25 protein-coding genes are annotated in these 22,080 nt (G+C 71.9%); 9 read left to right on the forward strand and 16 right to left on the reverse strand.

Annotated features, from left to right (window positions below; genetic code table 11):
- Positions 1-3 precede the first annotated feature (3 nt).
- On the forward strand, positions 4-339 hold the full coding sequence (locus ACFQ9V_RS15670) for an antibiotic biosynthesis monooxygenase family protein (RefSeq protein WP_382460050.1): 336 nt from the start codon (positions 4-6) through the stop codon (positions 337-339).
- Positions 340-367: 28 nt separating this feature from the next.
- Here the strand turns inward: ACFQ9V_RS15670 and hpaD are convergent, their stop codons facing one another.
- The 6 genes from hpaD to hpaH form a co-directional block, all read right to left on the reverse strand.
- A complete protein-coding gene (gene hpaD, locus ACFQ9V_RS15675) occupies positions 368-1,441 on the reverse strand; it encodes a 3,4-dihydroxyphenylacetate 2,3-dioxygenase (protein WP_382460051.1) in 1,074 nt (357 codons plus the stop codon).
- Between the two features lie 13 nt (positions 1,442-1,454).
- Entirely contained in the window at positions 1,455-2,951 is a 1,497-nt protein-coding gene (gene hpaE, locus ACFQ9V_RS15680) for a 5-carboxymethyl-2-hydroxymuconate semialdehyde dehydrogenase (RefSeq protein ID WP_382460052.1), read from the reverse strand.
- A gap of 34 nt (positions 2,952-2,985) precedes the next feature.
- On the reverse strand, positions 2,986-3,681 hold the full coding sequence (locus ACFQ9V_RS15685; protein ID WP_382460053.1) for a GntR family transcriptional regulator: 696 nt from the start codon (positions 3,679-3,681) through the stop codon (positions 2,986-2,988).
- Positions 3,663-5,096 (reverse strand): fumarylacetoacetate hydrolase family protein, encoded by a 1,434-nt coding sequence (locus ACFQ9V_RS15690; protein WP_382460054.1) that lies wholly within the window; start codon positions 5,094-5,096, stop codon positions 3,663-3,665. Before ACFQ9V_RS15690 ends, ACFQ9V_RS15685 begins: the two co-directional genes overlap by 19 nt.
- A gap of 79 nt (positions 5,097-5,175) precedes the next feature.
- Positions 5,176-5,988 (reverse strand): HpcH/HpaI aldolase/citrate lyase family protein, encoded by an 813-nt coding sequence (locus tag ACFQ9V_RS15695; RefSeq protein WP_382460055.1) that lies wholly within the window; start codon positions 5,986-5,988, stop codon positions 5,176-5,178.
- Positions 5,973-6,758 carry a 2-oxo-hept-4-ene-1,7-dioate hydratase gene (hpaH, locus tag ACFQ9V_RS15700; protein ID WP_382460056.1) on the reverse strand — a complete coding sequence of 262 codons (786 nt, stop codon included), beginning with the start codon at positions 6,756-6,758 and terminating at the stop codon, positions 5,973-5,975. The genes ACFQ9V_RS15695 and hpaH overlap by 16 nt, the downstream gene beginning before the upstream one ends.
- A gap of 138 nt (positions 6,759-6,896) precedes the next feature.
- Between hpaH and ACFQ9V_RS15705 the strand changes: the two genes are divergently transcribed.
- From ACFQ9V_RS15705 to ACFQ9V_RS15725, 5 genes are all read left to right on the forward strand, one after another.
- Complete coding sequence (locus ACFQ9V_RS15705; RefSeq protein WP_382460057.1) at positions 6,897-7,133, forward strand: type II toxin-antitoxin system prevent-host-death family antitoxin; 237 nt, start codon at positions 6,897-6,899, stop codon at positions 7,131-7,133.
- A complete protein-coding gene (locus tag ACFQ9V_RS15710) occupies positions 7,130-7,627 on the forward strand; it encodes a type II toxin-antitoxin system VapC family toxin (RefSeq protein ID WP_382460058.1) in 498 nt (165 codons plus the stop codon). The genes ACFQ9V_RS15705 and ACFQ9V_RS15710 overlap by 4 nt, the downstream gene beginning before the upstream one ends.
- 9 nt (positions 7,628-7,636) lie before the next feature.
- Positions 7,637-8,593: a helix-turn-helix domain-containing protein gene (locus ACFQ9V_RS15715; protein WP_345836502.1), complete on the forward strand. Its 957-nt coding sequence runs from the start codon at positions 7,637-7,639 to the stop codon at positions 8,591-8,593.
- Positions 8,594-8,756: 163 nt separating this feature from the next.
- A complete protein-coding gene (gene gap / locus ACFQ9V_RS15720) occupies positions 8,757-9,752 on the forward strand; it encodes a type I glyceraldehyde-3-phosphate dehydrogenase (RefSeq protein WP_382460059.1) in 996 nt (331 codons plus the stop codon).
- A gap of 71 nt (positions 9,753-9,823) precedes the next feature.
- A complete protein-coding gene (locus ACFQ9V_RS15725; RefSeq protein ID WP_382460060.1) occupies positions 9,824-10,795 on the forward strand; it encodes an MBL fold metallo-hydrolase in 972 nt (323 codons plus the stop codon).
- Between the two features lie 19 nt (positions 10,796-10,814).
- Here the strand turns inward: ACFQ9V_RS15725 and ACFQ9V_RS15730 are convergent, their stop codons facing one another.
- Entirely contained in the window at positions 10,815-11,117 is a 303-nt protein-coding gene (locus tag ACFQ9V_RS15730; protein WP_382460061.1) for a DUF1905 domain-containing protein, read from the reverse strand.
- A 111-nt stretch (positions 11,118-11,228) separates the two neighbouring features.
- Between ACFQ9V_RS15730 and ACFQ9V_RS15735 the strand changes: the two genes are divergently transcribed.
- Both ACFQ9V_RS15735 and ACFQ9V_RS15740 read left to right on the forward strand, forming a co-directional pair.
- A complete protein-coding gene (locus ACFQ9V_RS15735) occupies positions 11,229-11,624 on the forward strand; it encodes a hypothetical protein (protein ID WP_382460062.1) in 396 nt (131 codons plus the stop codon).
- A gap of 92 nt (positions 11,625-11,716) precedes the next feature.
- Positions 11,717-12,343 (forward strand): hypothetical protein, encoded by a 627-nt coding sequence (locus ACFQ9V_RS15740; protein WP_382460063.1) that lies wholly within the window; start codon positions 11,717-11,719, stop codon positions 12,341-12,343.
- 15 nt (positions 12,344-12,358) lie between these two features.
- Here the strand turns inward: ACFQ9V_RS15740 and ACFQ9V_RS15745 are convergent, their stop codons facing one another.
- Together ACFQ9V_RS15745 and ACFQ9V_RS15750 are read right to left on the reverse strand one after the other, a co-directional pair.
- A complete protein-coding gene (locus ACFQ9V_RS15745; protein ID WP_382460064.1) occupies positions 12,359-13,804 on the reverse strand; it encodes a lipase maturation factor family protein in 1,446 nt (481 codons plus the stop codon).
- A gap of 67 nt (positions 13,805-13,871) precedes the next feature.
- Positions 13,872-14,543 carry an endonuclease/exonuclease/phosphatase family protein gene (locus ACFQ9V_RS15750; RefSeq protein ID WP_382460103.1) on the reverse strand — a complete coding sequence of 224 codons (672 nt, stop codon included), beginning with the start codon at positions 14,541-14,543 and terminating at the stop codon, positions 13,872-13,874.
- A gap of 152 nt (positions 14,544-14,695) precedes the next feature.
- Between ACFQ9V_RS15750 and ligD the strand changes: the two genes are divergently transcribed.
- Positions 14,696-15,715, forward strand: coding sequence for a non-homologous end-joining DNA ligase (gene ligD / locus ACFQ9V_RS15755; protein WP_382460065.1), 1,020 nt, complete (start codon positions 14,696-14,698; stop codon positions 15,713-15,715).
- A gap of 72 nt (positions 15,716-15,787) precedes the next feature.
- Here ligD and ACFQ9V_RS15760 read toward each other — a convergent pair whose 3' ends face one another.
- The 7 genes from ACFQ9V_RS15760 to ACFQ9V_RS15790 form a co-directional block, all read right to left on the reverse strand.
- The gene (locus tag ACFQ9V_RS15760) at positions 15,788-16,858 is read right to left on the reverse strand and encodes an ATP-dependent DNA ligase (protein WP_382460066.1); all 1,071 of its coding nucleotides are present in this window, start codon (positions 16,856-16,858) and stop codon (positions 15,788-15,790) included.
- A 68-nt stretch (positions 16,859-16,926) separates the two neighbouring features.
- Complete coding sequence (locus tag ACFQ9V_RS15765) at positions 16,927-17,784, reverse strand: SDR family NAD(P)-dependent oxidoreductase (protein WP_382460067.1); 858 nt, start codon at positions 17,782-17,784, stop codon at positions 16,927-16,929.
- Positions 17,781-18,167: a Fe-S oxidoreductase gene (locus ACFQ9V_RS15770; RefSeq protein ID WP_382460068.1), complete on the reverse strand. Its 387-nt coding sequence runs from the start codon at positions 18,165-18,167 to the stop codon at positions 17,781-17,783. The genes ACFQ9V_RS15765 and ACFQ9V_RS15770 overlap by 4 nt, the downstream gene beginning before the upstream one ends.
- Entirely contained in the window at positions 18,164-19,615 is a 1,452-nt protein-coding gene (locus ACFQ9V_RS15775) for a dihydrolipoyl dehydrogenase family protein (RefSeq protein WP_382460069.1), read from the reverse strand. The genes ACFQ9V_RS15770 and ACFQ9V_RS15775 overlap by 4 nt, the downstream gene beginning before the upstream one ends.
- 63 nt (positions 19,616-19,678) lie before the next feature.
- Positions 19,679-20,464, reverse strand: a complete 786-nt coding sequence (locus ACFQ9V_RS15780; protein ID WP_382460070.1) for a crotonase/enoyl-CoA hydratase family protein — start codon at positions 20,462-20,464, stop codon at positions 19,679-19,681.
- A gap of 22 nt (positions 20,465-20,486) precedes the next feature.
- Positions 20,487-21,434 carry an arginase family protein gene (locus tag ACFQ9V_RS15785; RefSeq protein ID WP_382460071.1) on the reverse strand — a complete coding sequence of 316 codons (948 nt, stop codon included), beginning with the start codon at positions 21,432-21,434 and terminating at the stop codon, positions 20,487-20,489.
- Positions 21,431-22,078, reverse strand: a complete 648-nt coding sequence (locus ACFQ9V_RS15790; RefSeq protein ID WP_382460072.1) for an NADPH-dependent F420 reductase — start codon at positions 22,076-22,078, stop codon at positions 21,431-21,433. The genes ACFQ9V_RS15785 and ACFQ9V_RS15790 overlap by 4 nt, the downstream gene beginning before the upstream one ends.
- Between the last annotated feature and the right edge of the window lie 2 nt (positions 22,079-22,080).

Raw genomic sequence — 22,080 nt, forward strand, 5'->3', positions numbered from 1 at the left:
GCCGTGTACACGTCGACCTTCATCTTCGAGGCGAAGCCCTACGACGACGAGTTCCACCGGTTCAACGACGAGATCGCGGCGCGCGCCCGCGTCATCCCGGGCTTCCTCGGCGAGGAGGAGTGGCACAACGAGGCCACCGGCCTCCACGCCGAGGTGTACCACTGGGAGACGCTGGAGGCGCTGCAGCAGCTCATCGGGATGCCGGTGCACAAGGAGGCCAAGGGCGTCCATGAGCGCTGGATCGGGGCGTACCGCGTGGTGATCGCGGAGGTCATCAGCGTGTACGGGGAGCGGGGGCTCGGGCTGGAGCACGTGCCGCCAGCGGTCGAGACCGCCTGAGCGCCGAGCCCAGCCCAAAGCAGGCGCCCTACAACTGCGCCCCCAACTTGAACCCGTGCTCCATATCGTCCTTCCGCGTGTACGAGAACCCGTCCGCCCCGATCGTCACCGCCATCTCCGAGTCGTCCGTGCGCGCCGTCAACGGCTGCACGTTCCCGTCCAGGTCGAGCACCGCTGACGCGTCCGTGTACCACGACGGCACCACCGGGTTGCCCCACCAGTCGCGGCGCTGGTTGTCGTGGACGTCCCAGGTGACCACAGGGTTGTCGGGGTCGCCGGTGTAGTAGTCCTGCGTGTAGATCTCCACGCGGTGGCCATCCGGGTCGCGCAGGTACAGGTAGAACGCGTTGGAGACGCCGTGGCGGCCGGGGCCGCGCTCGATGGCGTCGCTCATGCGGAGGGCGCCGAGCTTGTCGCAGATCGCGATGATGTTGTGCTTCTCGTGCGTGGCGAACGCGACGTGGTGCATGCGCGGGCCGTCGCCGCCGGTCATGGCGGTGTCGTGCACGGTGGGCTTGCGGCGCATCCACGCCGCGTACGTCGTGCCCGCATCGTCCTGGATGTCCTCCGTCACCCGGAAGCCGAGGTCCTCCATGTATTTCACGGCGCGCGGGACGTCCGGAGTCACCTGGTTGAAGTGATCGATGCGCACCAGCTCACCCGGCGTGTGGATGTCGTACCGCCAGGTCAGCCGCTCGACGTGCTGGACGTCGTAGAAGAACTCGTACGGGAAGCCGAGCGGGTCCTCCACGCGGACGCTGTCGCCGACGCCCTTGGTGAAGCCACCTGGCCGGCGCTCGACCCGGCAGCCGAGCTCGGTGTAGAACGCGACGGCGCGGTCGAGGTCCTCCGGGGTCCGCACGCGGTAGGCGAACGCAGCGACGGCGGCGACCGGGCCCTTCCGCAGCACGAGGTTGTGGTGGATGAACTCCTCGAGGCTGCGCAGGTAGACCGCGTCCTCGTCCTCCTCGGTGATGTGCAGGCCGAGCACGTCGACGTAGAAGTCGCGGCTGGCCCGCAGGTCGGTGACGACGAGCTCCATGTACGCGGCGCGGACGACGTCCGGCGGCGTCGCGGCGGGGGTGGGGATGGGCGTGCGCATGCTGACTCCTTCGTCATTCGGCGCCGAAGCGCGGCGTGTGGACCGGGCCCAGCGTGATGTGGACGGCCTGCTGGTCGGTGTAGAAGTCGATGGAGCGGTAGCCGCCCTCGTGCCCGAGGCCGGAGGCCTTCACTCCGCCGAACGGGGTGCGGAGGTCGCGGACGTTGTGCGAGTTGAGCCAGACCATCCCGGCCTCCACGTTCTGGGCGAAGGTGTGGGCGCGCTGGAGGTCGTTGGTCCAGAGGTAGGCGGCGAGGCCGTACTTCACCCCGTTGGCGAGCTCCAGGGCCTCGGCGTCCGAGTCGAACGGCGTGATCGCGACGACCGGGCCGAAGATCTCCTCCTGGAAGATGCGCGCGTCCGGCGCGACGTCGGCGAACACGGTCGGCGCGACGTAGTTGCCGTGGTCGATGCCCTCTGGACGCCCGCCGCCGGCGAGGAGGCGGCCCTCCTGCTTGCCGAGCTCGACGTAGCTCATCACCTTCGCGTAGTGCTCGGGATGCACGAGCGCGCCGACCTCCGTCGCGGGGTCGTGCGGGTCGCCGACGACGATGCGCTTCGCTCGCTCGGCGTACCGCTCGCAGAACTCGTCGTAGACCGCGCGCTCGACCAGGATGCGGGAGCCGGCGGTGCAGCGCTCGCCGTTCAGCGAGAACACGCCGAACAGGGTGGAGTCGATCGCGGCGTCCAGGTCGGCGTCGGCGAAGACGATGGCAGGGGACTTGCCGCCGAGCTCCATCGAGAGGCCCTTCAGGAACGGCGCGGCGTTCGCGAAGATGAGCTGCCCAGTGCTGCTCTCGCCCGTGAACGAGATCAACGGGACATCGGGATGCTTCACCAGCGCGTCACCCGCCTCCTCACCCAGGCCGTTGACCAGGTTGAACACGCCGTCCGGCACACCTGCCTCGCGGAAGATCTCGGCCCAGAGCGACGCCGACAGCGGGGTGAACTCGGCGGGCTTGAGCACGACGGTGTTGCCGGTCGCGAGCGCGGGGGCGAGCTTCCAGCTCTCCAGCATGAACGGTGTGTTCCACGGGGTGATGAGCCCGGCGACGCCGATCGGCTTGCGGTTGACGTAGTTGAGCTGGCTGCCGGGAACCTTGAAGGCGTCGTCCGCCTGCGCCACGATCAGGTCGGCGAAGAACCGGAAGTTCTCCGCCGCGCGCTGTGCCTGACCGAGCGCCTGCGTGATCGGGAGGCCGGTGTCGAAGGTCTCCAGCTCGGCGAGGCGGGCGTCTTGCGCGGCGACGGCGTCGGCGATCCGGTTCAGGACGCGGGCGCGCTCGCGCGGCTTCATCCGCGGCCAGGGGCCCTCCCGGAACGCGCGCTTCGCGGCGGCGACGGCGAGGTCGATGTCCTCCTTCTGCCCCGCGGCGGCCTGCACATAGGTCTCGTTGGACACCGGGTCGAGCACGTCGAACGTCCTCCCGGAGACGCTGTCGACGAACCGCCCGTCGATGAAGTGCTGGATCTTCGCCGGAAGCCCGGCGGGGACGTGGTGCTGCGGCATGCGCGGCCTCCTGTTACGTGGATCGGTGGGGACGTCAGTGCTGGCGCTCGGCCTGGTAGTGCTGGAGCGCGTCCAGCGTCGCGAGCCGGTGGTCGCGGGCGGCGAGCTCGATGTCGATGGGGTCCGCGCCGGTCTCGATCAGCCGGAGGATCTGCTCGTGCTCGGCCACCGACTCGCGGGCGCGGCCGGGCACGAAGCTGAAGGTGGAGTCGCGCAGCACGGTCAGGCGGTTCCAGCCGCGGTGCACGAGGTCGAGGATGTGCGGGTTCGGGCACTCCTCGAACAGCACCGCGTGGAACCGCTGGTTGAGCTCGGTGAACCGGTGCGGGATGAAGTCGTCCAGGCACGCGGTCAGCTCGCGGTTGATCATGCGGGCGCGGTGGAGGTGGTCGCCGTTCAGCAGCGGGGCGGACAGCCGGGTGGCCGCGCCCTCCACCAGCGCGAGCGTCTCCATCGTGTACGCGTACTCGGCGTCGTGCAGCAGGGCGACCTGGGCGCCGACGTTCTTCTCGAACGTGACCAGCCCTTCGGCCTCCAGCCGCCGGATCGCCTCCCGCACCGGGACGACGCTGATGCTCAGCTCGCCGGCGATCTGGCCCAGGACGAGCCGGAAGCCGGACACGTAACGGCCGTCGTCGATGCGCGCGCGGATGAAGTCGTAGGCGAGCTGGGACTTGCTCGGGGTCGCGGATGTACCCGGCGCCGCGGTCTTCACTGCTGCGTCAGCCATGCCCGGTACCTCTCCTTCCAGGCGGCGTTCATCGGGAACAGGCCGTCGACCTTCTCGCCGGCCCGCACCATCTCCGCGATGAACTCCTCCTCGCGCTCCTGCTCGATCGCGTCCGCGACCACCTCCGCCACCAGCGCGGGTGGGATGACGAGGAGGCCGTCCGCGTCGCCCACGATGACGTCGCCGGGCAGCACGGTCGCACCGCCGCAGGCGACAGCCACGTCCGCGTCCCAGGGCACGTGCTTGCGGCCGAGCACCGCCGGGTGCGGGCCGGCATGGTAGGTCGGGATGTCGAGGGCGGCGACCTCCGCGAGGTCGCGGACGCCGCCGTCGGTCACGATCCCGGCCGCGCCGCGCACCTGCGCGCGCAGGGCCAGCACGTCGCCGACGGTGCCGCTGCCGCGCTCGCCGCGGGCCTCGATCACGAGCACCTCGCCGGCGCCGACCGCGTCGAATGCGCGCTTCTGGGCGTTGTAGCCGCCGCCGTGCGACGCGAAGAGGTCCTCGCGGCCGGGGAGGTAGCGGAGTGTCCGTGCGGTGCCGACGAGACGCGCGCCGGGGCGGGTGGAGGTCAGGCCGTCGATGGAGACCGCGTTCAGCCCGCGCTTGCGGAGCTGGGAGCTGAGCGTGGCGGTGGACACGCTGGCGAGCCGGGCGCGCAGGTCGTCGGTCAAGACGAACGCGGGTGCGGGAGGCGTGCCCCATGCCTCCGACCGCTGCAGGTCGTCCACGCTCGGCTTCGACCCGAAGTCGCCGAACGCGACCGTACCCTCGGTGATCCGCGTGACCAGCCGCCCGGTCGTCGGCGCACCGGGCGCGGTCGGGGCGTCGACCTCCACCTCCACCGTGTCGCCGGGCTGCGTGACCGACGACCCCGCCGGCGTGCCGGTGAGGATGACGTCGCCGGGCTCCAGCGTCATCAGTTGCGAGAGGTCGGCGACCAGGCGGCCGAACGGGAAGAGCAGGTCGTCGCTCGCGCCGTCCTGCACCAGCTCGCCGTTCAGCCAGGTGCGCACCCGCACGGCGTCGGGGTCGACGGCGGCGGCCGGGATGACCGCGGGGCCGAGCGGGGTGAAGCCGTCGCCGCCCTTCGAGCGGACGTTGGAGCCCTTGTCGGCGGCGCGCAGGTCGTAGAGGCCGAAGTCGTTCGCGGCGGTGATGCCGGACACGGCCGCCCAGCCATCCTCGGGGGAGACCCGGCGGGTGGGCCGGCCGATGATGAGGGCGACCTCGCCCTCGAACGCGAGGAGCTCGGTCCCGGCCGGGCGCTCGAGCACGTCGCCGGAGGCCGCGACCGAGGAGGCCGGCTTGAAGAAGTAGGAGGGCTGCGCGGGGGTGCGTCCGCGCTGCGCGGCGCGCGAGCGGTAGTTGAGGTGCACCGCGATGATCTTGCCGGGCCGGCCGATGTCGCTCACAGCTCAGGTCTCCTCGTCGTCGGGGATGGATGGAACGTATTCGAGATTGTATACGATTTGGCGGGCCTGCGGAAGGGCGTCAGTACGACGCCGGGGTCGAGCTGCTGTCGGCGTCGCCGATGAACCGCGACGTGAGCCCCTCGGAGGCCCGCGCCAGCAGCGTCACATCGCTGCCGACCAGCACGTACGCGGCGCCGGCCTCGGCGTACCTGGCGGCCATCGCCGGGTCGAACGCGTTGACGCCCACCGGTGTCCCGGCCTCCCGACCCGCGCGGATCACGCTCTCGACGGCGGCCACGACATCCGGGTGGTCCTGCTGCCCGAGCAGGCCCATCGACGCTGCGAGGTCCGCCGGGCCGACGAGCAGCGCGTCAACGCCCTCCACCGCCGCGATGGCGCCTGCCGCGTGGAGGCCGTCGGTCGTCTCGATCTGCACGGTCAGGGAAACCAGCTCGTGGGCGCGCGCCAGGTAGTCCGGGATGCGGCTCCAGCGCGACGACCGCGCCAGTGCGCTGCCCACGCCGCGGACGCCGAGCGGCGGATACCGCACCGCCCGCACCATCTCCTCGGCCTCCCGCGCGCTGGACACCATCGGCACGAGCACGTTCTGCGCGCCAAGGTCGAGGAGCTGCTTGAGGATCACCGCGTCCCCGATCGGCGCGCGCACCACAGGGACGACCGGGTAGCCGGCCGCCGCCTGGAGCTGCGCCAGGATCGACTCCAGGCCGATGGGGGAGTGCTCGCCGTCGATCAGCAGGATGTCGAGCCCGCTGCCCGCGCAGATCTCGGCGACGAGCGGGCTGCCCGCGCACGACCACATCCCGTACAGGGCGCGGTCGGCCGCGCGCAGGCGGTCGGCGAAGGTCGGCGAAGGGGTCAGGCGAATCGGCATGTCACGGCTCCCAGGGTCCCGTAGTCGGCGTGGATGGTGTCGCCGCGCTCCACCCAGAGCGGGCGGGTGAACGAGCCGGCGAGGACGATGTCCCCGGCCTCCAGGCGCGTCCCGTGCTGCGCGAGCTTGTTCGCGAGCCAGGCGACGCCGGCGGCGGGATGGTCGAGCACCGCCGCGGCGACGCCGGACTCCTCGATGGTCTCATTGCGGTACAGCAGGGCGGACACCCAGCGCAGGTCGACCGCGTCGACCGGGACCGGCCGGCCGCCCACGACCATGCCGCCCATCGCGGCGTTGTCGGAGATGGTGTCGACGATGGTGCGGCCCTGCAGCTCGATGCGCGAGCTGAGGATCTCCAGCGCGGGGACGACGTACTTCGTCGCGTCCAGGACGTCGAACAGCGTGGCGTCCGGCCCCTCCAGCGGCTCGGCGAGCACGAAGGCCAGCTCGACCTCGATCCGCACGTTTGAGTACCGGTCGAACGGGATGACGGAGCCGGTCTCGTGGACCATGTCCGCGAAGATGGCGCCGTAGTCCGGCTCGGTGATCCCGGTCGCCTGCTGCATCACCTTCGAGGTGAGCCCGATCTTGCGGCCGACCAGCCGACGACCCGCGGAGAGTCCGCGCTCGACCCAGACGCGCTGCACGGCGTAGGCGTCGTCGACCGTCATGCCGGGGTGGCGGGCGGTCAGCAGCGGGACCGTCGTGCGCTCGCGCTCGGCGTCCGCGAGCTCGTCCGCGATGGCGTGGATGGTGGAGGTGTCGAGCATCGGCGGCTCCCTGTCGTCGTCGGAGGGCGTCATCCGGGCCCGGGAGGGACCCGTTCAGGATCGTATATCATCCGGCCGCCTCCCGTGTGATAGCGTTTGTAGCTACGTAGCTACATTGGGGAGGCAAGCATGGCGATCATGACGGCCAGAGCGTTCAATCAGGACGCCTCGGCGGCGAAACGGGAGGCGGCCACGGAGCCGTTGATCATCACCGACCGCGGCGAGCCGTCGTTCGTGCTGCTGACCTACGCGACGTACAGGCAGCTCACAGGGACGGCCGACAACATCATCGACCTCCTTCGTCAGGACGACGACGGGGATTTCGACGTCGAGTTCCCGCCGATGACCTTCCAGGCGAAAGACATCGACCTGTGAAGTGGCTTCTCGACACCATGACGCTGTCGGCGACGCGCCGCCCGAAGCGTGAAGACCCGGACGTCATCCGCTGGCTCGAACGGCAGAACCCGTTCTCGCTCCATCTCTCGGCGATCACGATCTTCGAGCTCGAACTCGGCATCCAGCGTAAGGAGCGCAGCGACCCTGTGCAGGGGATCATGCTCAGGCGATGGCAGGACGACGTGATGATGATCTTCCACGAACGCATCCTCCCCGTCGACGCCGAGGTCGCCGGGCTGGCCGCCGGCTATCACGTGCCCGATCCGCGCCCGGAGCGGGACGCGCTGATCGCCGCGACGGCCGAGGTCGGCGATCTGACGCTGGTCACCCGCAACGCGCGCGACTTCGAGCCGTTCCGCGTCAAGATGTTCAACCCATGGAACACCCGGCTCGCGAAAGCCCCGAGCGTCGCCGGTAGTGTCACGAAGACTCCGCAGCCCGAGCAGGAACAGCGCCGCACGCAGGCCCGCTAGCCTGAACCCGTGTCGGACCGTCTGCATCGCGTCGCCGTCCTCGTGCTGGAGGGCGCCAAGCCGCTGGACGTCGGCATCCCGGCGCAGGTGTTCACCACGCGCGCGAGCATGCCGTACGAGGTCCGCGTGTGCGGAGCGGCGCCCGGGCTCGTGACCGGCGGCGACGGGCTCTCGTACCATGTGGCGCACGGCCTGGAGGCGCTCGGCTGGGCGGACATCGTGTTCCTGCCCGGCTACCGGCATCCCGACCGCGACGACCCGCCGGCCGCGGTGGTGGAGGCCCTGCTCGCGGCGCACGCGCGCGGCGCCCGGCTGGCCGCGATCTCCACCGGCGCCTTCGCGCTCGCAGCGACCGGCCTCCTCGACGGCAAGCGCGCCACGACGCACTGGCACTACACGCGCGCGCTCGCGCAGCGCCACCCGCTGATCCGGGTGGACGAGAACGTGCTGTTCGTCGACGAGGGCGACGTGCTCACGTCGGCGGGCGCGGCCAGCGGGATCGACCTCTGCCTGCACATCCTCCGCGGCGACCTCGGCATCGCCGCCGCCAACCACGCCGCCCGCCGCCTGGTCGCCGCGCCGTACCGCAGCGGGGGACAGGCGCAGTACGTCCCGCGCAGCGTGCCCGAGCCGCTCGGCGAGCGGTTCGCGGCGGTTCGGGAGTGGGCGCTGCACCGGCTCGGGGACCCGCTCACGCTGGAGGTGCTCGCGCGCAGGGCCGCCGTGTCGCCGCGCACGTTCTCCCGCCGCTTCGTGGAGGACACCGGCTACACGCCCATGCAGTGGGTGATGCGGGCGCGCATCGACGTCGCCCGCGAGCTGCTGGAGCGCTCCGAGCTCAGCGTCGAGCAGATCGCGGCGGACGTCGGCCTCGGCACCGGCGCCAACCTGCGTCTGCACTTCCAGCGCATCCTCGGCACGACCCCAAGCGAGTACCGCCGCACCTTCAGCGGCGACGCAGGCTGACCGCGGACATTCGTGCGGAATGTGGCGAATGGCTCCGCGAATCGCGACATTCGGCACGAATGTCGGGGCGTGGCGGGATCCTTTCGAACCGTGGCGATTGCGCCGCTGGCGGGGCGGCGGCGCGGCGGCGAGGCTGTGAGGAGAACGAAAGGATCCCCTCCGCATGACCCGCATCGCCATCAACGGCTTCGGCCGCATCGGCCGCAACGTCCTCCGCGCCCTCCTGGAGCGCGACACCGACCTGGAGGTCGTGGCCGTCAACGACCTGACCGACCCGGCCGCGCTCGCCAAGCTCCTGGCCTTCGACTCCACCGCGGGTCGCCTCGGCCGTCCGGTCTCCGTGGACGGCGACGTCCTCGTGGTCGACGGCCACCGCATCCGCGTGCTCGCCGAGCGCGAGCCGGCGCAGCTCCCGTGGGGCGAGCTCGGCGTGGACATCGTGCTCGAGTCGACCGGCCGGTTCACCTCCGCGACCGCCGCGCGCGCCCACCTGGAGGCCGGCGCGAAGAAGGTCCTCATCAGCGCCCCCGCCGACGGCGCGGACGTCACCCTCGCCTACGGCGTCAACACCGACGCGTATGACCCGGCCGTCCACACGATCGTGTCGAACGCCTCCTGCACCACGAACGCGCTCGCGCCGCTCGCCGCGGTCCTGGACGAGCTGGCCGGCATCGAGCACGGCTTCATGACCACGGTCCACGCATACACGCAGGAGCAGAACCTGCAGGACGGCCCGCACCGCGACCCGCGCCGTGCCCGTGCCGCCGCCGTCAACATCGTGCCGACCACGACCGGCGCGGCGAAGGCGATCGGCCTCGTCCTGCCGAACCTGGACGGCAAGCTGTCCGGCGACTCGATCCGCGTGCCCGTCCCGGTCGGCTCGATCGTGGAGCTGAACACCGTCGTCGCCCGCGACGTCACCCGTGAGGACGTGCTCGCCGCGTACCGTGCCGCCGCCGAGGGCAAGCTCGCCGGCGTCCTGGAGTACTCCGAGGACGCCCTGGTCTCCTCCGACATCACCGGCAACCCGGCGTCGTCCATCTTCGACTCGGAGCTCACCCGCGTCGACGGCCGCCACGTGAAGGTCGTCGCCTGGTACGACAACGAGTGGGGCTTCTCCAACCGCGTGGTCGACACGCTGGGGCTGCTCGCCGGCTGAGGCCTCCGCAGTGCGAACGGACCGCGTCCCGGTGGGGCGCGGTCCGTTTTCCTGTCGGCTACCGTGAGGGGATGCTGCCGCACTCCGCCGCCGACCCCTCGGCCGACCCCTCCGTCGAGTCGATCGCGCCGGGCATCCGCCGCGTGCGTGTCCCCATGCCGCCCGGCACCGGCCTCCCGTTCAGCAACGCCTACCTGATCGAGGACGCGGACGGCCGCGTCCACGTGATCGACCCGGGCTCCCCGACCCCGGAGGCGCACGAGACGCTGCGGACGGCCCTCGGCGGAGCCCGGGTCGCCTCGATCGTGCTCACCCACCTGCACGCCGACCACTCCGGCGGCGCCGCGGCGCTGGCCGCCGAGACGGGCGCCCCCGTGCTCGTCCACGAGCGCGAGCGGGCGGCGCTCGGGCTGATCGCCGCGGGACTTCCCGCGCCGGACCTGGAGGCGTGGGGCGTCCCCGCCGACCGCTGTCCCGAGCTGCTCGCCGCCGCGGCCGTGCCGACGTCTCCGGCCGCGCTGCTCGTGGACGAGGTGATCACGGGCGTGCTCACGGACGGCGACCTGCTCGACCTCCCCGGCCGCCGCCTCCGCGTCGTCGGGACGCCCGGCCACACCAGCGGCCACCTCTGCCTGCACGACGAGGAGGCCGGCCTCCTCGTCACCGGCGACCACGTGCTGCCGACGGTCAACTCGGGTCTGGGACTGGGTGGGCCCACCGACACCAATCCGATCGCCGACTACCTCGAATCGCTCGACAGAGTCGCGCAGCTCGACAGTGTTCCACAGCCGGATCGGGGCGGCCTCCGCGCCCTCCCCGGCCACGAGGACCCCTTCACCGGCCTGCGCGAGCGCTGCTCCGCCCTCGCCGCCCACCACCTCCGCCGCGCGGACGAGGTCGCCGCCCACCCCGGCGGCACCGTGTGGGAGACCGCGCGCACCCTGACCTGGACCGGCGGCTGGGACGCCCTCGCCGGCTTCACCCTGCTCTCCGCGCTGCGGCAGACCGCTCAACACAGGGAGCTCGTCGCCCGGCGGGCGTGATGGCCAACAGCGTGACGGCTTAAAGTATCGTCTCCACGCCAAGCGTCACCCGATCCCCGAGCCCGACGCCCTCGCGCCGCCGCACGTCGCCCTTGATGGCCACGACGTACGCGCCGTCCGCGCTCTCCGGGAACACGGACGTCGACCAGCGCGAGCCGCCCAGCGTCACCATCACCTTGACCGAGCCCCAGCCGGCCGGCGGGTGCGGCTCCAGTCGGATCTCCTCCGAGATGTCGTCGGGCAGCCGGGCGAACACCCACAGGTCGCGCCGCGCCTCCCAGCGAAACAGCTCCGTCTCGAACTCGTAACGCACGCCGGCCATCACCCCAGCCTGCCACCGACCGCCGACATCGGCCTGGGTCGCGCGACCGACCTCCCTCTGCCCGCCGGCGCACAGGCGGCGCTATCCTCGCACCGACCGTCAGGAGGACCCATGTCACCCACCCGCCCCGGCAGCGTCACGTTCGTCGCCGTGCTCGCCTATATCAACGGCGTCCTCAACATCATCGGGGGCGTGGTCATCCTGTTCACCCGCGACCAGATGGTGCGCGCGTCCAACGCGGGCGCGATCGCCGGGATCACGACCTCCGCCATCCTGGCGATCATCCTCGGCATCGTGATCCTGGTCGTCGCCCGCGGCCTCCTGAACGGCAGCCGCTTCGCGCGCGGGCTCGTCACCGTCGTCATGATCCTCAACGCGATCGGCGGGGTCATCCTGCTGTTCAGCCTCCAGTTCTTCAGCGGGATCCTGGAGATCCTCTGGGCCGTCGTCATGCTGTCGCTGCTCTACACGCAGCGCGCCAACGCGTTCTTCACCAGCCGCGGGTGAGTCCGCCGCGCCGAGCTGTCGGCGCGATCGGACAGAATGGGAGGTGGCGCCGACGCCCGGCGTCCCCGACCGACCCGAAAGGCTGTGTGGCCATGCGCTGGCCGAACTGGCTCAGGAAGCCCACGGTGAAGACCGTGCGCACGCGTCCCTTCGACGAGGACGCCCTGCCGGAGCCCGCCGCGCCCACGCTGGAGCAGACCGTCGAGGAAGGTATGCTCCTGGCGGAATACGCCACCAGGATGGCGGTCAAGAACCACATCGTGGTCGACACGCTGCAATACGGGAACGACTTCGACCCGGCCAGGCACACCGGCGAGGTGGCGCACCTGCTGCGCGAGCTCGCCTCCGAGCAGGGCGAGGCCGCCGGCCGGATCGACGCCGACCTCGAGGCCGCGCAGGGGCTCCGCGGCGACGCGACCCACCCGCACGACTACCGCGACGTTGACGTGGCGAACCTGCGGCTGCGTCGGGACGCTGCGATCGCACTGGCGAGCGCGCTGCGGGCGAAGGCCGACTCGGAGGAGGAGCTGCTCGCGCTCGTGGAGCGCGGCCGGGTGGACGCCTGGGACGAGGTCGGCCGTGCGATCGAGGCCGGGCTGGACGCGTTCTCCGGAGTGGAGGCGCTGAAGGACGACTACGAGCGTGAGAAGCCGGGGCGGCTCAACCTGCTGATCCGGCGCGATCTGGCCCGGCTGCAGGAGGAGCGCACCGGGTACTGAGGGCAGCGAGCCCGCTCAGCCACCGTCGCGCAGCGCCACCGGCGGCACCAGCGTCCCGACCTCCGACCGCACCCAGCGATCCCCGGTCGCGCGCTTCTCCGCGCGCGTCGCGAACCGGTACAGGAACATCCGCGCCCGCACCGACCGCGGCGCCCGGCCGCCGAACGGGTCGTCCCGCAGCAGCCGGAGCGTCGGCCGGTCGGCCTCCAGCAGCCGCAGCAGGAAGACTTCGAACCACGGCGAGTCCCGGGAGCCCAGCGCGAGGAACCACATCAGCCAGTCCAGCCGCAGGTGGTACGGCGCGTATTGGCGGGGCAGCCTCCGCACGTCGCCGGGCTTTCCCTTGAAGCTGTACTCGCGCCACTCGGCGCCTGCGTCGTGCGGGTCGTCGGCGGTGCCCTCCACGACCACCTCGTAGCGCTCCTTGGTGACACTCCCGAACGCGCCGTAAGCGTTGACCAGGTGCCAGCGGTTGAAGCTCGCGTTCATGAGCTGCCGGCGGCGGAACAGGTTCCGCAGCGGCCACCAGCTCAGCGCCACCAGGAACGCGCTCACCAGCAGCGCGACGACGGCGTACCAGAGCGGCACGTCCGCCGCGCCGATCCCGCCGTGGAGGGCGCCGCCGCTGATCCACCGCCACGCGCCGTCGCTCACGCCCGCGAAGGCCAGCACGATCGTGATCCAGTTGAGCCAGGCGAAGTTGCCGGTCGCGACCAGCCAGAGCTGGGTCAGGATGACCACCGCGGCCGCAGCGCTCGCGACCGGCTGCGGGAGGAACAGCAGCCACGGCACGATCAGCTGCGCGAAGTGGTTGCCGAGCACCTCCACGCGGTGCCACCACTTCGGCAGCAGGTGGGCGGTCCGGCTCAGCGGGTTCGGCATCGGCTGGGTCTCGTGGTGGTAGTACAGCGCCGTCAGGTCGCGCCAGGACCTGTCGCCGCGCATCTTGATCATCCCGGCGCCGAACTCCAGCCGGAACACCAGCCAGCGCAGCAGGATGACGACCGTGATCGGGGGAGCGGTGTCCCAGGAGCCGAGGAAGGCGACGGTGAAGCCGGCCTCGCAGATCAGGCTCTCCCAACCGAAGCCGTAGAACGTCTGCCCGATGTTCGCGATCGAGAGGTACAGGAACCAGATGACCAGGAACACCGGCACGAACACGTACGACGGCGTCAGTTGTAGCACGCCGACGACGACGAGCGCCGCGAGCACGGCGCCGGTCCACGCGACGGCGAGCAGCAGCCGGTCGGAGTACCGCCAGCGGAACAGCGTCGGCTGCCTCCTGGCGTAGGTCGAGCGCAGGAAGCGCGGCGCGGGCAGGAGGCCGTGCTCGCCGAGCAGCGCCGGGAACTGCGCAACGGCCGACAGGAACGCCACCACGTACAAGGCGGCCACACCGCGCTGCAGTATCTCCCGCGCGATCGTGTAGTCGGTCCCGGCCAGCCAGCCCAGCGCATCCATCGGACCTCACCGTACGCTCGCCGCAGCGGCGGGCGAACGCCGGATCGGGGACGGATCGTGCGGAGGACTACGCCGCCAGCTCCGCGTCGAGCCGGATGGCCCGGTGGTCCGACGCTCCCGCGGGAAGCACATCCACCCGGTCCACGTCGAAGCCCGTGGAGGTCACGAAGTCGAAGTAGCCGCTGAAGAACTTGTAGCGCAGGTAGGTCGGCTCGTCGGTGCGCTTGAGCGTGTAGCCGGAGGTGGTCAGGTGCCGCTCCAGCCCCCGGATGAACCACGGGTAGTTGAAGTCGCCGACCATGATCGCGGGCGTCTCCGGCGCGAGCGAGCGCATCCCCTCGTGGGCGGCGGCGATCTGCTTGCGGCGCAGCGAGTTGGAGGCCGTCAACGGCGCGGCGTGGAACGAGCCGACCAGCACACGCTCGCCGGAGTCGCGGTCGCGCAGCAGCACGGCGAGCAGCCGCTCGCTGGCGGGGGCGAGCACGCGGTCGTGGAGGGACTTCTGCACGGCGAAGACCTGCGTGTCCAGCACCTCCCAGCGCTCGTCGCGGACGTACACGGCGAGGCCGAGCCGGTTGGCCTTGGTGGCGTCGGCGAGCTGGAGGTCGTGCAGCCGCGGCGCGAGCGCCTCGCTGTCGCACTCCTGCAGGCACAGCGCGTCGACGTCGTACGTCTTGGCGATGTCCTCGAGCTCGTGACCGGCGGCGTGCTTGCGCAGGTTGTAGCTGATGAGCCTCAGTGTCCTGCACCTCCTCGCGTCGTAGGGTCCGGGGAACACCCGGGTCACCGCTCATTGTGGCCCAACCTGCAGGTTGCGCAACGATGACCTCCTGCATCCCACACGGAATTCACACCCTGGTCATCGCCCGTTGTGCCGGTACGGTGGTCGCTATGGCAGGCGACGCAGTCATCCTCACGGTGCCCGGTCCGCACGGGGATCGGAAGATCCGCATCTCGAGTCCGGGCAAGGTGCTCTACCCGGAGCTGGGGATCACGAAGCTCGACCTCGCGAACTACCTGGTGGAGGTGGGGGAGGCGTTCGTGCGGGCGAACGGAGACCGCCCGCTGTCGTTGCAGCGCTTCCCGGACGGGATCGACGGCGAGCAGTTCTTCTCCAAGAACCCGCCGCGCGGCACGCCGGACTTCGTGCGCTCGGTGATGGTCGTCTACCCGAGCGCGCGGTCGCACCCGCAGCTCGTGATCGACGAGCCGGCCGCTGCGGTGTGGGCCGCGCAGATGAACACGGTGGTCTTCCACCCGTGGCCGTCGCGGGCGGAGGACTCGGACAACCCCGACCAGCTGCGGATCGACCTCGACCCGCAGCCGGGCACGGACTTCACCGACGCGATCCCGGCCGCGATCGAGCTGCGTGCGGTGCTCTCCGAGGCGGGGCTGGAGGCGTACATCAAGACCTCGGGCAACCGCGGCCTGCACGTGTTCGCGCCGATCGAGCCGAAGCGCGAGTTCCTCGACGTGCGGCACGCGGTGATCGCGGCGGCGCGCGAGCTGGAGCGGCGGATGCCGGAGAAAGTGACGACGGCGTGGTGGAAGGAGGAGCGCGGCGAGCGGATCTTCGTCGACTTCAACCAGGCCAACCGCGACCGCACGATGGCGGGCGCGTACAGCCCGCGGGCGCTGGCCCACGCGCCGGTCTCGACGCCGGTGACCTGGGACGAGCTTCCGGAGGTCGACCCGCGCGACTTCACGGTGCGCTCGGTCCCGGAGCGGCTGCGCACGACGGGCGACCCGTGGCAGGACTTCGGTGAGCGGCCAGGCACGATCGACGCCCTGCTCGGCTGGTGGCAGCGCGACCTCGACAACGGCCTCGGCGAGCTCCCCTTCCCGCCCGACTACCCCAAAATGCCCGGCGAGCCGCCCCGAGTCCAACCCTCCCGCGCCAAAAAGCCGTAGCCCAGCCATCCGTTCCGGAGTTGTGTACGCCCGACTCCGGCGTGTCGCGTACACAACTCCGGAAGAGATGGCTCAGGACATGACGTCGGCGAGGTCGTAGGCGATGGGGCGGTCGAGCTGGTCGTAGGTGCAGGAGGCCGCGTCGCGGTCGGGGCGCCAGCGCTCGAACTGCGCCGTGTGGCGGAAGCGCCAGCCCTCCATCTGGTCGTAGCGCACCTCCATGACGCGCTCCGGGCGCAGGCGCACGAACGACACGTCCTTGCTGGCCGAGAACCGGCTGCGGTCGGTCGCGCCGGTCACCGCCGCGCCGCTGTCGTCGCGCTCGACCAGCGGCGCCAGGTCGTCGACGAGCTGGAGCCGCACCTTGTCGCTGAACGCGGAGACCCCGCCGATGTTGCGCAGCACCCCGTCCTCGCCGTAGAGCCCGACGAGGAGCGACCCGACGCCCTGGCCGCTCTTGTGCACCCGGTAGCCGAGCACGACCACGTCGGCCGTGCGGTGGTGCTTGATCTTGAGCATGGTGCGCTTGTTCGGGGCATACACGCCGTCCAGCGGCTTGGCGACGACGCCGTCGAGCCCCGCGCCCTCGAACTCGACCAGCCACTGCCGGGCGCGCTTGGTGTCGACGGTGGTCCGGGTGACCTTGATGGGGTCGGGGAGGTCGCCGGCGAACTCCTCCAGGGCCGCGCGCCGCTCGGAGAACGGCCGGTCGACGTACGACTCGGCGCCGAGGGCGAGCAGGTCGAACGCGACGAACGTGGCGGGCGTCTGCTCCGAGAGCAGCTTCACGCGGCTGGCGGCCGGGTGGATGCGCTGCGAGAGGGCCTCCCAGTCGAGCCGCTGGGCGCCGGGCTCGCCGGTGGGGACGACGATCTCGCCGTCCAGTACGCACGGCCCGGGCAGCAGCTCCCGGAACGCGGCTATCAGCTCGGGGAAGTAGCGGGTCAGCATCTTGGAGCCGCGGCTGCCGATCTCGATCGCGCCGATCGTGCCGTCGCCGGCGTCGTCGGCGTAGACGAGGGCGCGGAAGCCGTCCCACTTCGGCTCGAAGCTGAGGCCGCCAGGGACGCTGTCCTGCTCGGGGACGGCGGGCAGCGCCTTGGCGAGCATGGGGGCGACGGGGGAGTCGGAGGTCGGACGCATGTCTCGATCATGCCGTGACGCGCTGCCGACCGGAAGGGCGCTCTGGGCGGGCGTGTGCCCGGAGGACGTCAGCCCCGCTCCGAGACTCCCGTGAGCCCCTCGGTCAGCGTCCAGAGGTCGCGGGCGAGCTGCGGGTCCTTCGCCTGGCCGGTCACCCGGCCGTTGGCCGTGAACTGATCGAAGTAGGTGCCGCTCGGCGCCCCGACCGGCACCGGGCCGGTGAGCCGTTCCAGCGGGGCGGAGCCCTCCTCCGGGGTGATGCCGTACCGGCCGCCGGTGACGGCGCCGCCGAACCGGATGAGCGGAGAGCTCGCGCCGAAGCGGGTCACGACCGTGCCCGGATGGAACGAGTAGGCCGAGACACCGGTGCCGGTGAGCCGCTCCGCGAGCTCGGCGACGAACAGGATGGTCGCGATCTTGGACGTGCCGTAGGCCCGCCAGCCGCCGCGCCAGCGCCGCCGCTCCCAGTCGAGGTCGTCCAGCCGCAGGCTCCCGAACAGGTTGGCCATGCTCGCGGTCGAGACCACGCGGACGTCGCGCCCCGCGGCCGCGGACTCCAGCAGGCGCGGCTGGAGGAGCCGCGTGAGCAGGAAGGGCGCCAGATGGTTGAGCTGGATGGTGCGCTCGTGCCCGTCGACCGTGATGCGCCGCTCGTGGTACAGCCCGCCTGCGTTGTTGGCGAGCACGTCGATGGTGTCGTAGCGGTCGAGGAGGGCGACGGCGAGCGCGCGCACGTCGTCGAGCCGCTCGAAGTCGGCGAGGAACGGGGTGGCCCCGATCCGCTCCGCGACCGCGCGCGTCCGCTCCGGGTCACGGCCGACCACGGCGACATCGTCTCCGGCCGCGGCGAGGCGGCCGGCGGCGACGGCGCCGATGCCGGAGCTGGCGCCGGTGACGACGACGGTGCGCCGCTCCTTCGCGTTCATCGGTAGCCGCCTTTCTCGAGGCCCGCCTCGATCTCGAACCGGTTCTGCAGCGGGTCGCGCCCCGCCAGCAGGTAGAGGAAGGGGAAGAGCATGCCGTAGCGCTGCCATTGCCGCTTGTGGACGGCCTCGTGCTCGAGGACGTCGTCGCTCACGTTCCGGTCGGTGAGGTAGCACGCGCCCACGCACGACCCGCCGCGGCCGAACGTCCGCTTGGGCATGCCGCGGAACACGAACAGCCCCGCGCGGCGCTCGACCCGGCCGGTGCTCCAGGCGAAGCCCCAGACCAGTCCGACCGCCGTGGCGTACAGGTAGCCGAGCCGGCTGATCGGCGAATCGAGGAAGACCGCCGAGAGCGGGCGCACCAGGTCTTTGCGCTCGGTCACTTCGTCGGCCGGCCGTACGTCTCGAGCAGCCGCAGCCAGACTTCGCTCACGGTGGGGTAGGACGGGACGGCGTGCCACAGCCGCTCCAGTGGCACCTCGCCGACGATCGCGATCGTCGCCGAGTGCAGGAGCTCGCCGACGTCCTGGCCGACGAAGGTCGCGCCGAGGACGACGCCGCGCTCCTCGTCCACGACCAGGCGCGCCAGGCCGTCGTAGTCGTCCGCGAGCACATAGGCGCCGCTCACCGACCCGATCGGGTAGTCCACCACACGGGTCCGGTAGCCCGCCTTGTCGGCCGCGGCCGCGGTCAGCCCGACCGAGGCGACCTCCGGCTCGGTGAAGGTGACCTGAGGGACCGCCTGATGGTCGGCGGTCGCGACGAACGCGCCCCACGGTGCAAGGGACACCTCCTGACCCTTCGCCCTGGCGGCGATCGCGTCGCCGGCCGCACGTGCCTGGTACTTGCCTTGGTGGGTGAGCAGCGCGCGGTGGTTGACGTCGCCCGCGGCGTACAGCCAGCCGCCGTCGACCGGCTCGCCCGCCGCGTCGAGCACCCGCATGCTGTCGTCGACGGTGAGCCAGCCGCCGTCCTCCAGCCCGAGGCTCTGCAGCCCGAGGCCCGAGCTGCGCGGCAGCCGGCCGGTCGCGACCAGGAGCTCGTCGGTCTCGACCACCGTGCCGTCGTCGAGGCGGACCCGGAACCCGTCGTCGTCGGTGCGCTCGACGGACTCGGTCGCGACGTCGAGGTGCACGGTCGCCCCGAGCTCCGTCAGCGCCGCCGCGACGCGTTCGCCGGCGAAGGGCTCGGCGCCGCCGAGCAGCCCGTGCCGCGCGATGAGGTGCACGTCGGTCCCGAACCCCGCGTAGGCGGTCGCCATCTCGGTCCCGACCGTCCCGCCGCCCAGGATCGCCAGCGACACGGGCACGCGCTGCACGCTCGTCGCGTCGCGGCTCGTCCACGGCTCGCTCGCGCGCAGGCCCGGAATGTCGGGCAGCACTGCGGCGGAGCCGGTGCACACCGCCACCGCGTGCTTCGCGGTGAGGACCGTCGTCTCGCCGTCCGCACCCGTGACGGTGACCTCGCGGGGCGCGGAGAGGGTGGCCCAGCCGCGGACGAGGTCGATTCCCGCGCTCTCCAGCCATTTCACCTGCCCGTCGTCCGTCCAGTCGCTGGTCATGTAGTCGCGGCGGCGGAGCACCGCGGCGACGTCGAGCGGCCCGGTCACCGCCTCCCTGGCCCCGCCGACCCGCTGCGCCGCCCGGAGCGCGGCGGAGGAGCGGAGCAGCGTCTTCGACGGGATGCAGGCCCAGTAGGAGCACTCGCCCCCGATGAGCTCGGCCTCGACGATCACCGTGCGCATGCCGCCCTGGGCGGCGCGGTCGGCGACGTTCTCGCCGACGGTGCCGGCTCCGATGACGATGACGTCGTACTCGGTCGTTGCGGTCATGTCTCCTCCACAGTGCTTCGTGGTCCTGGGTTCGTGGCGCCTGGCCGGAGGGCCGAGGCGGCGTCAGCGCCCGACGAACTCCGCCGGGGTGCGGGTGAGGAAGGCCTGCATGCCGATGCGGGCGTCCTCGCTGCCGGCCAGCCGGACGAGCGCCGGCTGCAGCGCGGCCTGGGCCGCCGCGTCGCCGTCCCGCACGGCGGTGACCGCGTTCGCGAGCGTCGCCTGCACGGCCAGCGGCGCCTGGGCGGCGATCCGCTCGGCGATGGCGAGCGCGGCGTCGAGCTGGGCGCCGTCGTCGACCACCTCCTGCACGAGCCCCATCCGGTACGCCTCGTCGGCGTCGAAGGGGTCGCCGGTGAGGATGTACCGCATGGCGTTGCCCCAGCCGGCCGCGCGCGGGAAGCGGATGGACGCCCCGCCGAACGGCAGGATGCCACGGGCGACCTCGATCTGCGCGAACGTCGTTGACCGTGCAGCGACCGCGACGTCGGCCGCGAGGATGAGCTCGATGCCGAGCGTAAGGCAGGTGCCCTGCACCGCGACCACGACCGGCTTGCGGACGCGAGGCCCCGACACCCCCCACGGGTCGACGCCGTTGTCGCCGACGAACGACAGCCCTTCAGGGCCGATGCGCGGCCCGACGTCGGCGAGGTCGAGCCCGCCGGTGAAGTGCTCGCCGATCGCGTGGACCACACCGACCCGCAGCTCGGGATCGCGGTCGAGCTCCCCGTAGGCCTCCGCCAGCCCGTTCAGCAGCTCGTAGTCCGCCGCGTTGCGCTTCTCAGGACGGTTGAGGCCGATCAGCAGTACGTGCCCGCGCCGCTCGGTCAGGATCTTGGGTTCGCTCATGCCTCTCAAGCTACCGGCGGGATCAGCGGACGTCATCCGGCGGGGCGGTATCCGTGGATAAGTGGCGTGGCCGGTGATCTGTGGAGGAACCTCCGCCGACCGGGCTGCCGGCCGCTGCGCCGTTCTTCAACGGCGCCGTCAGGCTCCCGAGCACCCGCAGGATCACGCTCAAGTCGCGCCCGGCCGCGTCCGGCGACTCCGGCGCGAACTCCGTCACCGCCGCCCCGGCCAGCTCGAACCGCGTGCGCAGCGCCCGGATGGCGTCCGTGAGCTGCTCGGGCGACACCCCGAACGGCTCGGGGAACCCGATGCCGTCGATCGCGGCCGGGTCGAGCACATCGAGGTCGACGTGCAGGTACACGGACGTGGCGCCGGTCGCCTCCACAGCCCGCACCAGCGCCTGCGGGTCCTCGAACTCGTCCGGCGCCACCACCCGGATCCCCATCCGCTCCACGAACGCCGACTCGTCGTCGTCGAGGGCGCGCGTGCCGGCGAGGACGAGCTGCTCGTGGTGCAGGCGCGCCGCCCCGGTCGCCGCCAGCCCGTCCGGCCCGTCGCCGAGCAGGGAGCGCACCACCATGCCGTGGAAGGCGCCGGACGGCGAGGTCGACACGTTGTTGAGGTCGCCGTGCGCGTCGAACCAGACGACCGCGACCGACCCGGCCGGATTCGACTCCACCGCGTGCTGCACGCCGGCGAGGTCGGCGCCGCAGTCGCCGCCGATCGTGACGACCGGCGCCTCCAGCACCGCCAGCTCCGCCGCAGCGAGCTCGCGGACCAGGTTGAGGGACGAGTACCGCAGCACGCCGGTCCCGAGCGCCTCGCCCGCCGCCGCGGGGACCGCCACCGCGTGGGTGGCATTGGCGGGGAGGTCGCCGCGGATGGCCTCCGCGCCGTCGATCAGCCGCATCGCCCGGGAGGAGCCGGAGCCCTGCCACTGCGGTATGACGAGGAACGATGCCGGGCTCATCCTTTTTCCTTCCGTGTCGCCGCCGCGGCCGCGCTGCGCAGGCCGGAGGCGGTCAGATGCTGGCCGTAGGCGGGCATGTCGCGCTCGAACCGCCAGCCTTCGGCGAGCGGGCCGAGGTCGACCACGTCGAAGCCGAACTCGTCCAGCAGCTCCGAGACGAGGGCCTTCGCGTCGCCGTCATCGCCCGCGATCGCGAGGGCGCGGCGGCCGGGGGTGCCGGGAGGCGCAGCGTCCGCGGTCAGGTTCGCCGCCGGGATGTGGTTGAACGCCTTGACGACGCTCGCCCGCGGCAGGACGCGCTGCAGCAGCCCCGACACCGTCTCGCGGCCGTCCTCCAGCTCGGGGATGACGCCGTCGCGGGCCGGGTAGTAGTTGCCGGTGTCGATGACGACCTTGCCGGCGAACGCGGCGGAGGGCAGCGAGGCGATCGAGCGCAGCGGGATGGCGACGACGACGATGTCACCGGCCTGCACGGCCTCCGTCACCGTCCCGGCGCGCGCGTGCGGACCGAGCTCGCCGACGAGCGCGGCGAGCGATTGCGGCGCCCGCGAGTTGCTGATGACCACGTCGTAGCCGTGCGCGATCCCGAGGCGGGCCAGCTGGCTGCCGATCCGGCCGGCCCCGACCAGGCCCAACGTCGTCATGA

It is taken from the genome of Leifsonia sp. NPDC056665, from assembly GCF_042791795.1.
Taxonomy (GTDB): domain Bacteria; phylum Actinomycetota; class Actinomycetes; order Actinomycetales; family Microbacteriaceae; genus Leifsonia.

Coding starts and splice junctions, on each gene's coding strand:
- hpaD (WP_382460051.1), bottom strand. CDS start 1,441: ATGCGCACGCCCATCCCCACCCCCGCCGCGACGCCGCCGGACGTCGTC.
- hpaE (WP_382460052.1), bottom strand. CDS start 2,951: ATGCCGCAGCACCACGTCCCCGCCGGGCTTCCGGCGAAGATCCAGCAC.
- ACFQ9V_RS15685 (WP_382460053.1), bottom strand. CDS start 3,681: ATGGCTGACGCAGCAGTGAAGACCGCGGCGCCGGGTACATCCGCGACC.
- ACFQ9V_RS15695 (WP_382460055.1), bottom strand. CDS start 5,988: ATGCCGATTCGCCTGACCCCTTCGCCGACCTTCGCCGACCGCCTGCGC.
- hpaH (WP_382460056.1), bottom strand. CDS start 6,758: ATGCTCGACACCTCCACCATCCACGCCATCGCGGACGAGCTCGCGGAC.
- ACFQ9V_RS15705 (WP_382460057.1), top strand. CDS start 6,897: ATGACGGCCAGAGCGTTCAATCAGGACGCCTCGGCGGCGAAACGGGAG.
- gap (WP_382460059.1), top strand. CDS start 8,757: ATGACCCGCATCGCCATCAACGGCTTCGGCCGCATCGGCCGCAACGTC.
- ACFQ9V_RS15725 (WP_382460060.1), top strand. CDS start 9,824: ATGCTGCCGCACTCCGCCGCCGACCCCTCGGCCGACCCCTCCGTCGAG.
- ACFQ9V_RS15730 (WP_382460061.1), bottom strand. CDS start 11,117: ATGGCCGGCGTGCGTTACGAGTTCGAGACGGAGCTGTTTCGCTGGGAG.
- ACFQ9V_RS15735 (WP_382460062.1), top strand. CDS start 11,229: ATGTCACCCACCCGCCCCGGCAGCGTCACGTTCGTCGCCGTGCTCGCC.
- ACFQ9V_RS15740 (WP_382460063.1), top strand. CDS start 11,717: ATGCGCTGGCCGAACTGGCTCAGGAAGCCCACGGTGAAGACCGTGCGC.
- ACFQ9V_RS15745 (WP_382460064.1), bottom strand. CDS start 13,804: ATGGATGCGCTGGGCTGGCTGGCCGGGACCGACTACACGATCGCGCGG.
- ligD (WP_382460065.1), top strand. CDS start 14,696: ATGGCAGGCGACGCAGTCATCCTCACGGTGCCCGGTCCGCACGGGGAT.
- ACFQ9V_RS15760 (WP_382460066.1), bottom strand. CDS start 16,858: ATGCGTCCGACCTCCGACTCCCCCGTCGCCCCCATGCTCGCCAAGGCG.
- ACFQ9V_RS15765 (WP_382460067.1), bottom strand. CDS start 17,784: ATGAACGCGAAGGAGCGGCGCACCGTCGTCGTCACCGGCGCCAGCTCC.
- ACFQ9V_RS15775 (WP_382460069.1), bottom strand. CDS start 19,615: ATGACCGCAACGACCGAGTACGACGTCATCGTCATCGGAGCCGGCACC.
- ACFQ9V_RS15780 (WP_382460070.1), bottom strand. CDS start 20,464: ATGAGCGAACCCAAGATCCTGACCGAGCGGCGCGGGCACGTACTGCTG.
- ACFQ9V_RS15785 (WP_382460071.1), bottom strand. CDS start 21,434: ATGAGCCCGGCATCGTTCCTCGTCATACCGCAGTGGCAGGGCTCCGGC.
- ACFQ9V_RS15790 (WP_382460072.1), bottom strand. CDS start 22,078: ATGACGACGTTGGGCCTGGTCGGGGCCGGCCGGATCGGCAGCCAGCTG.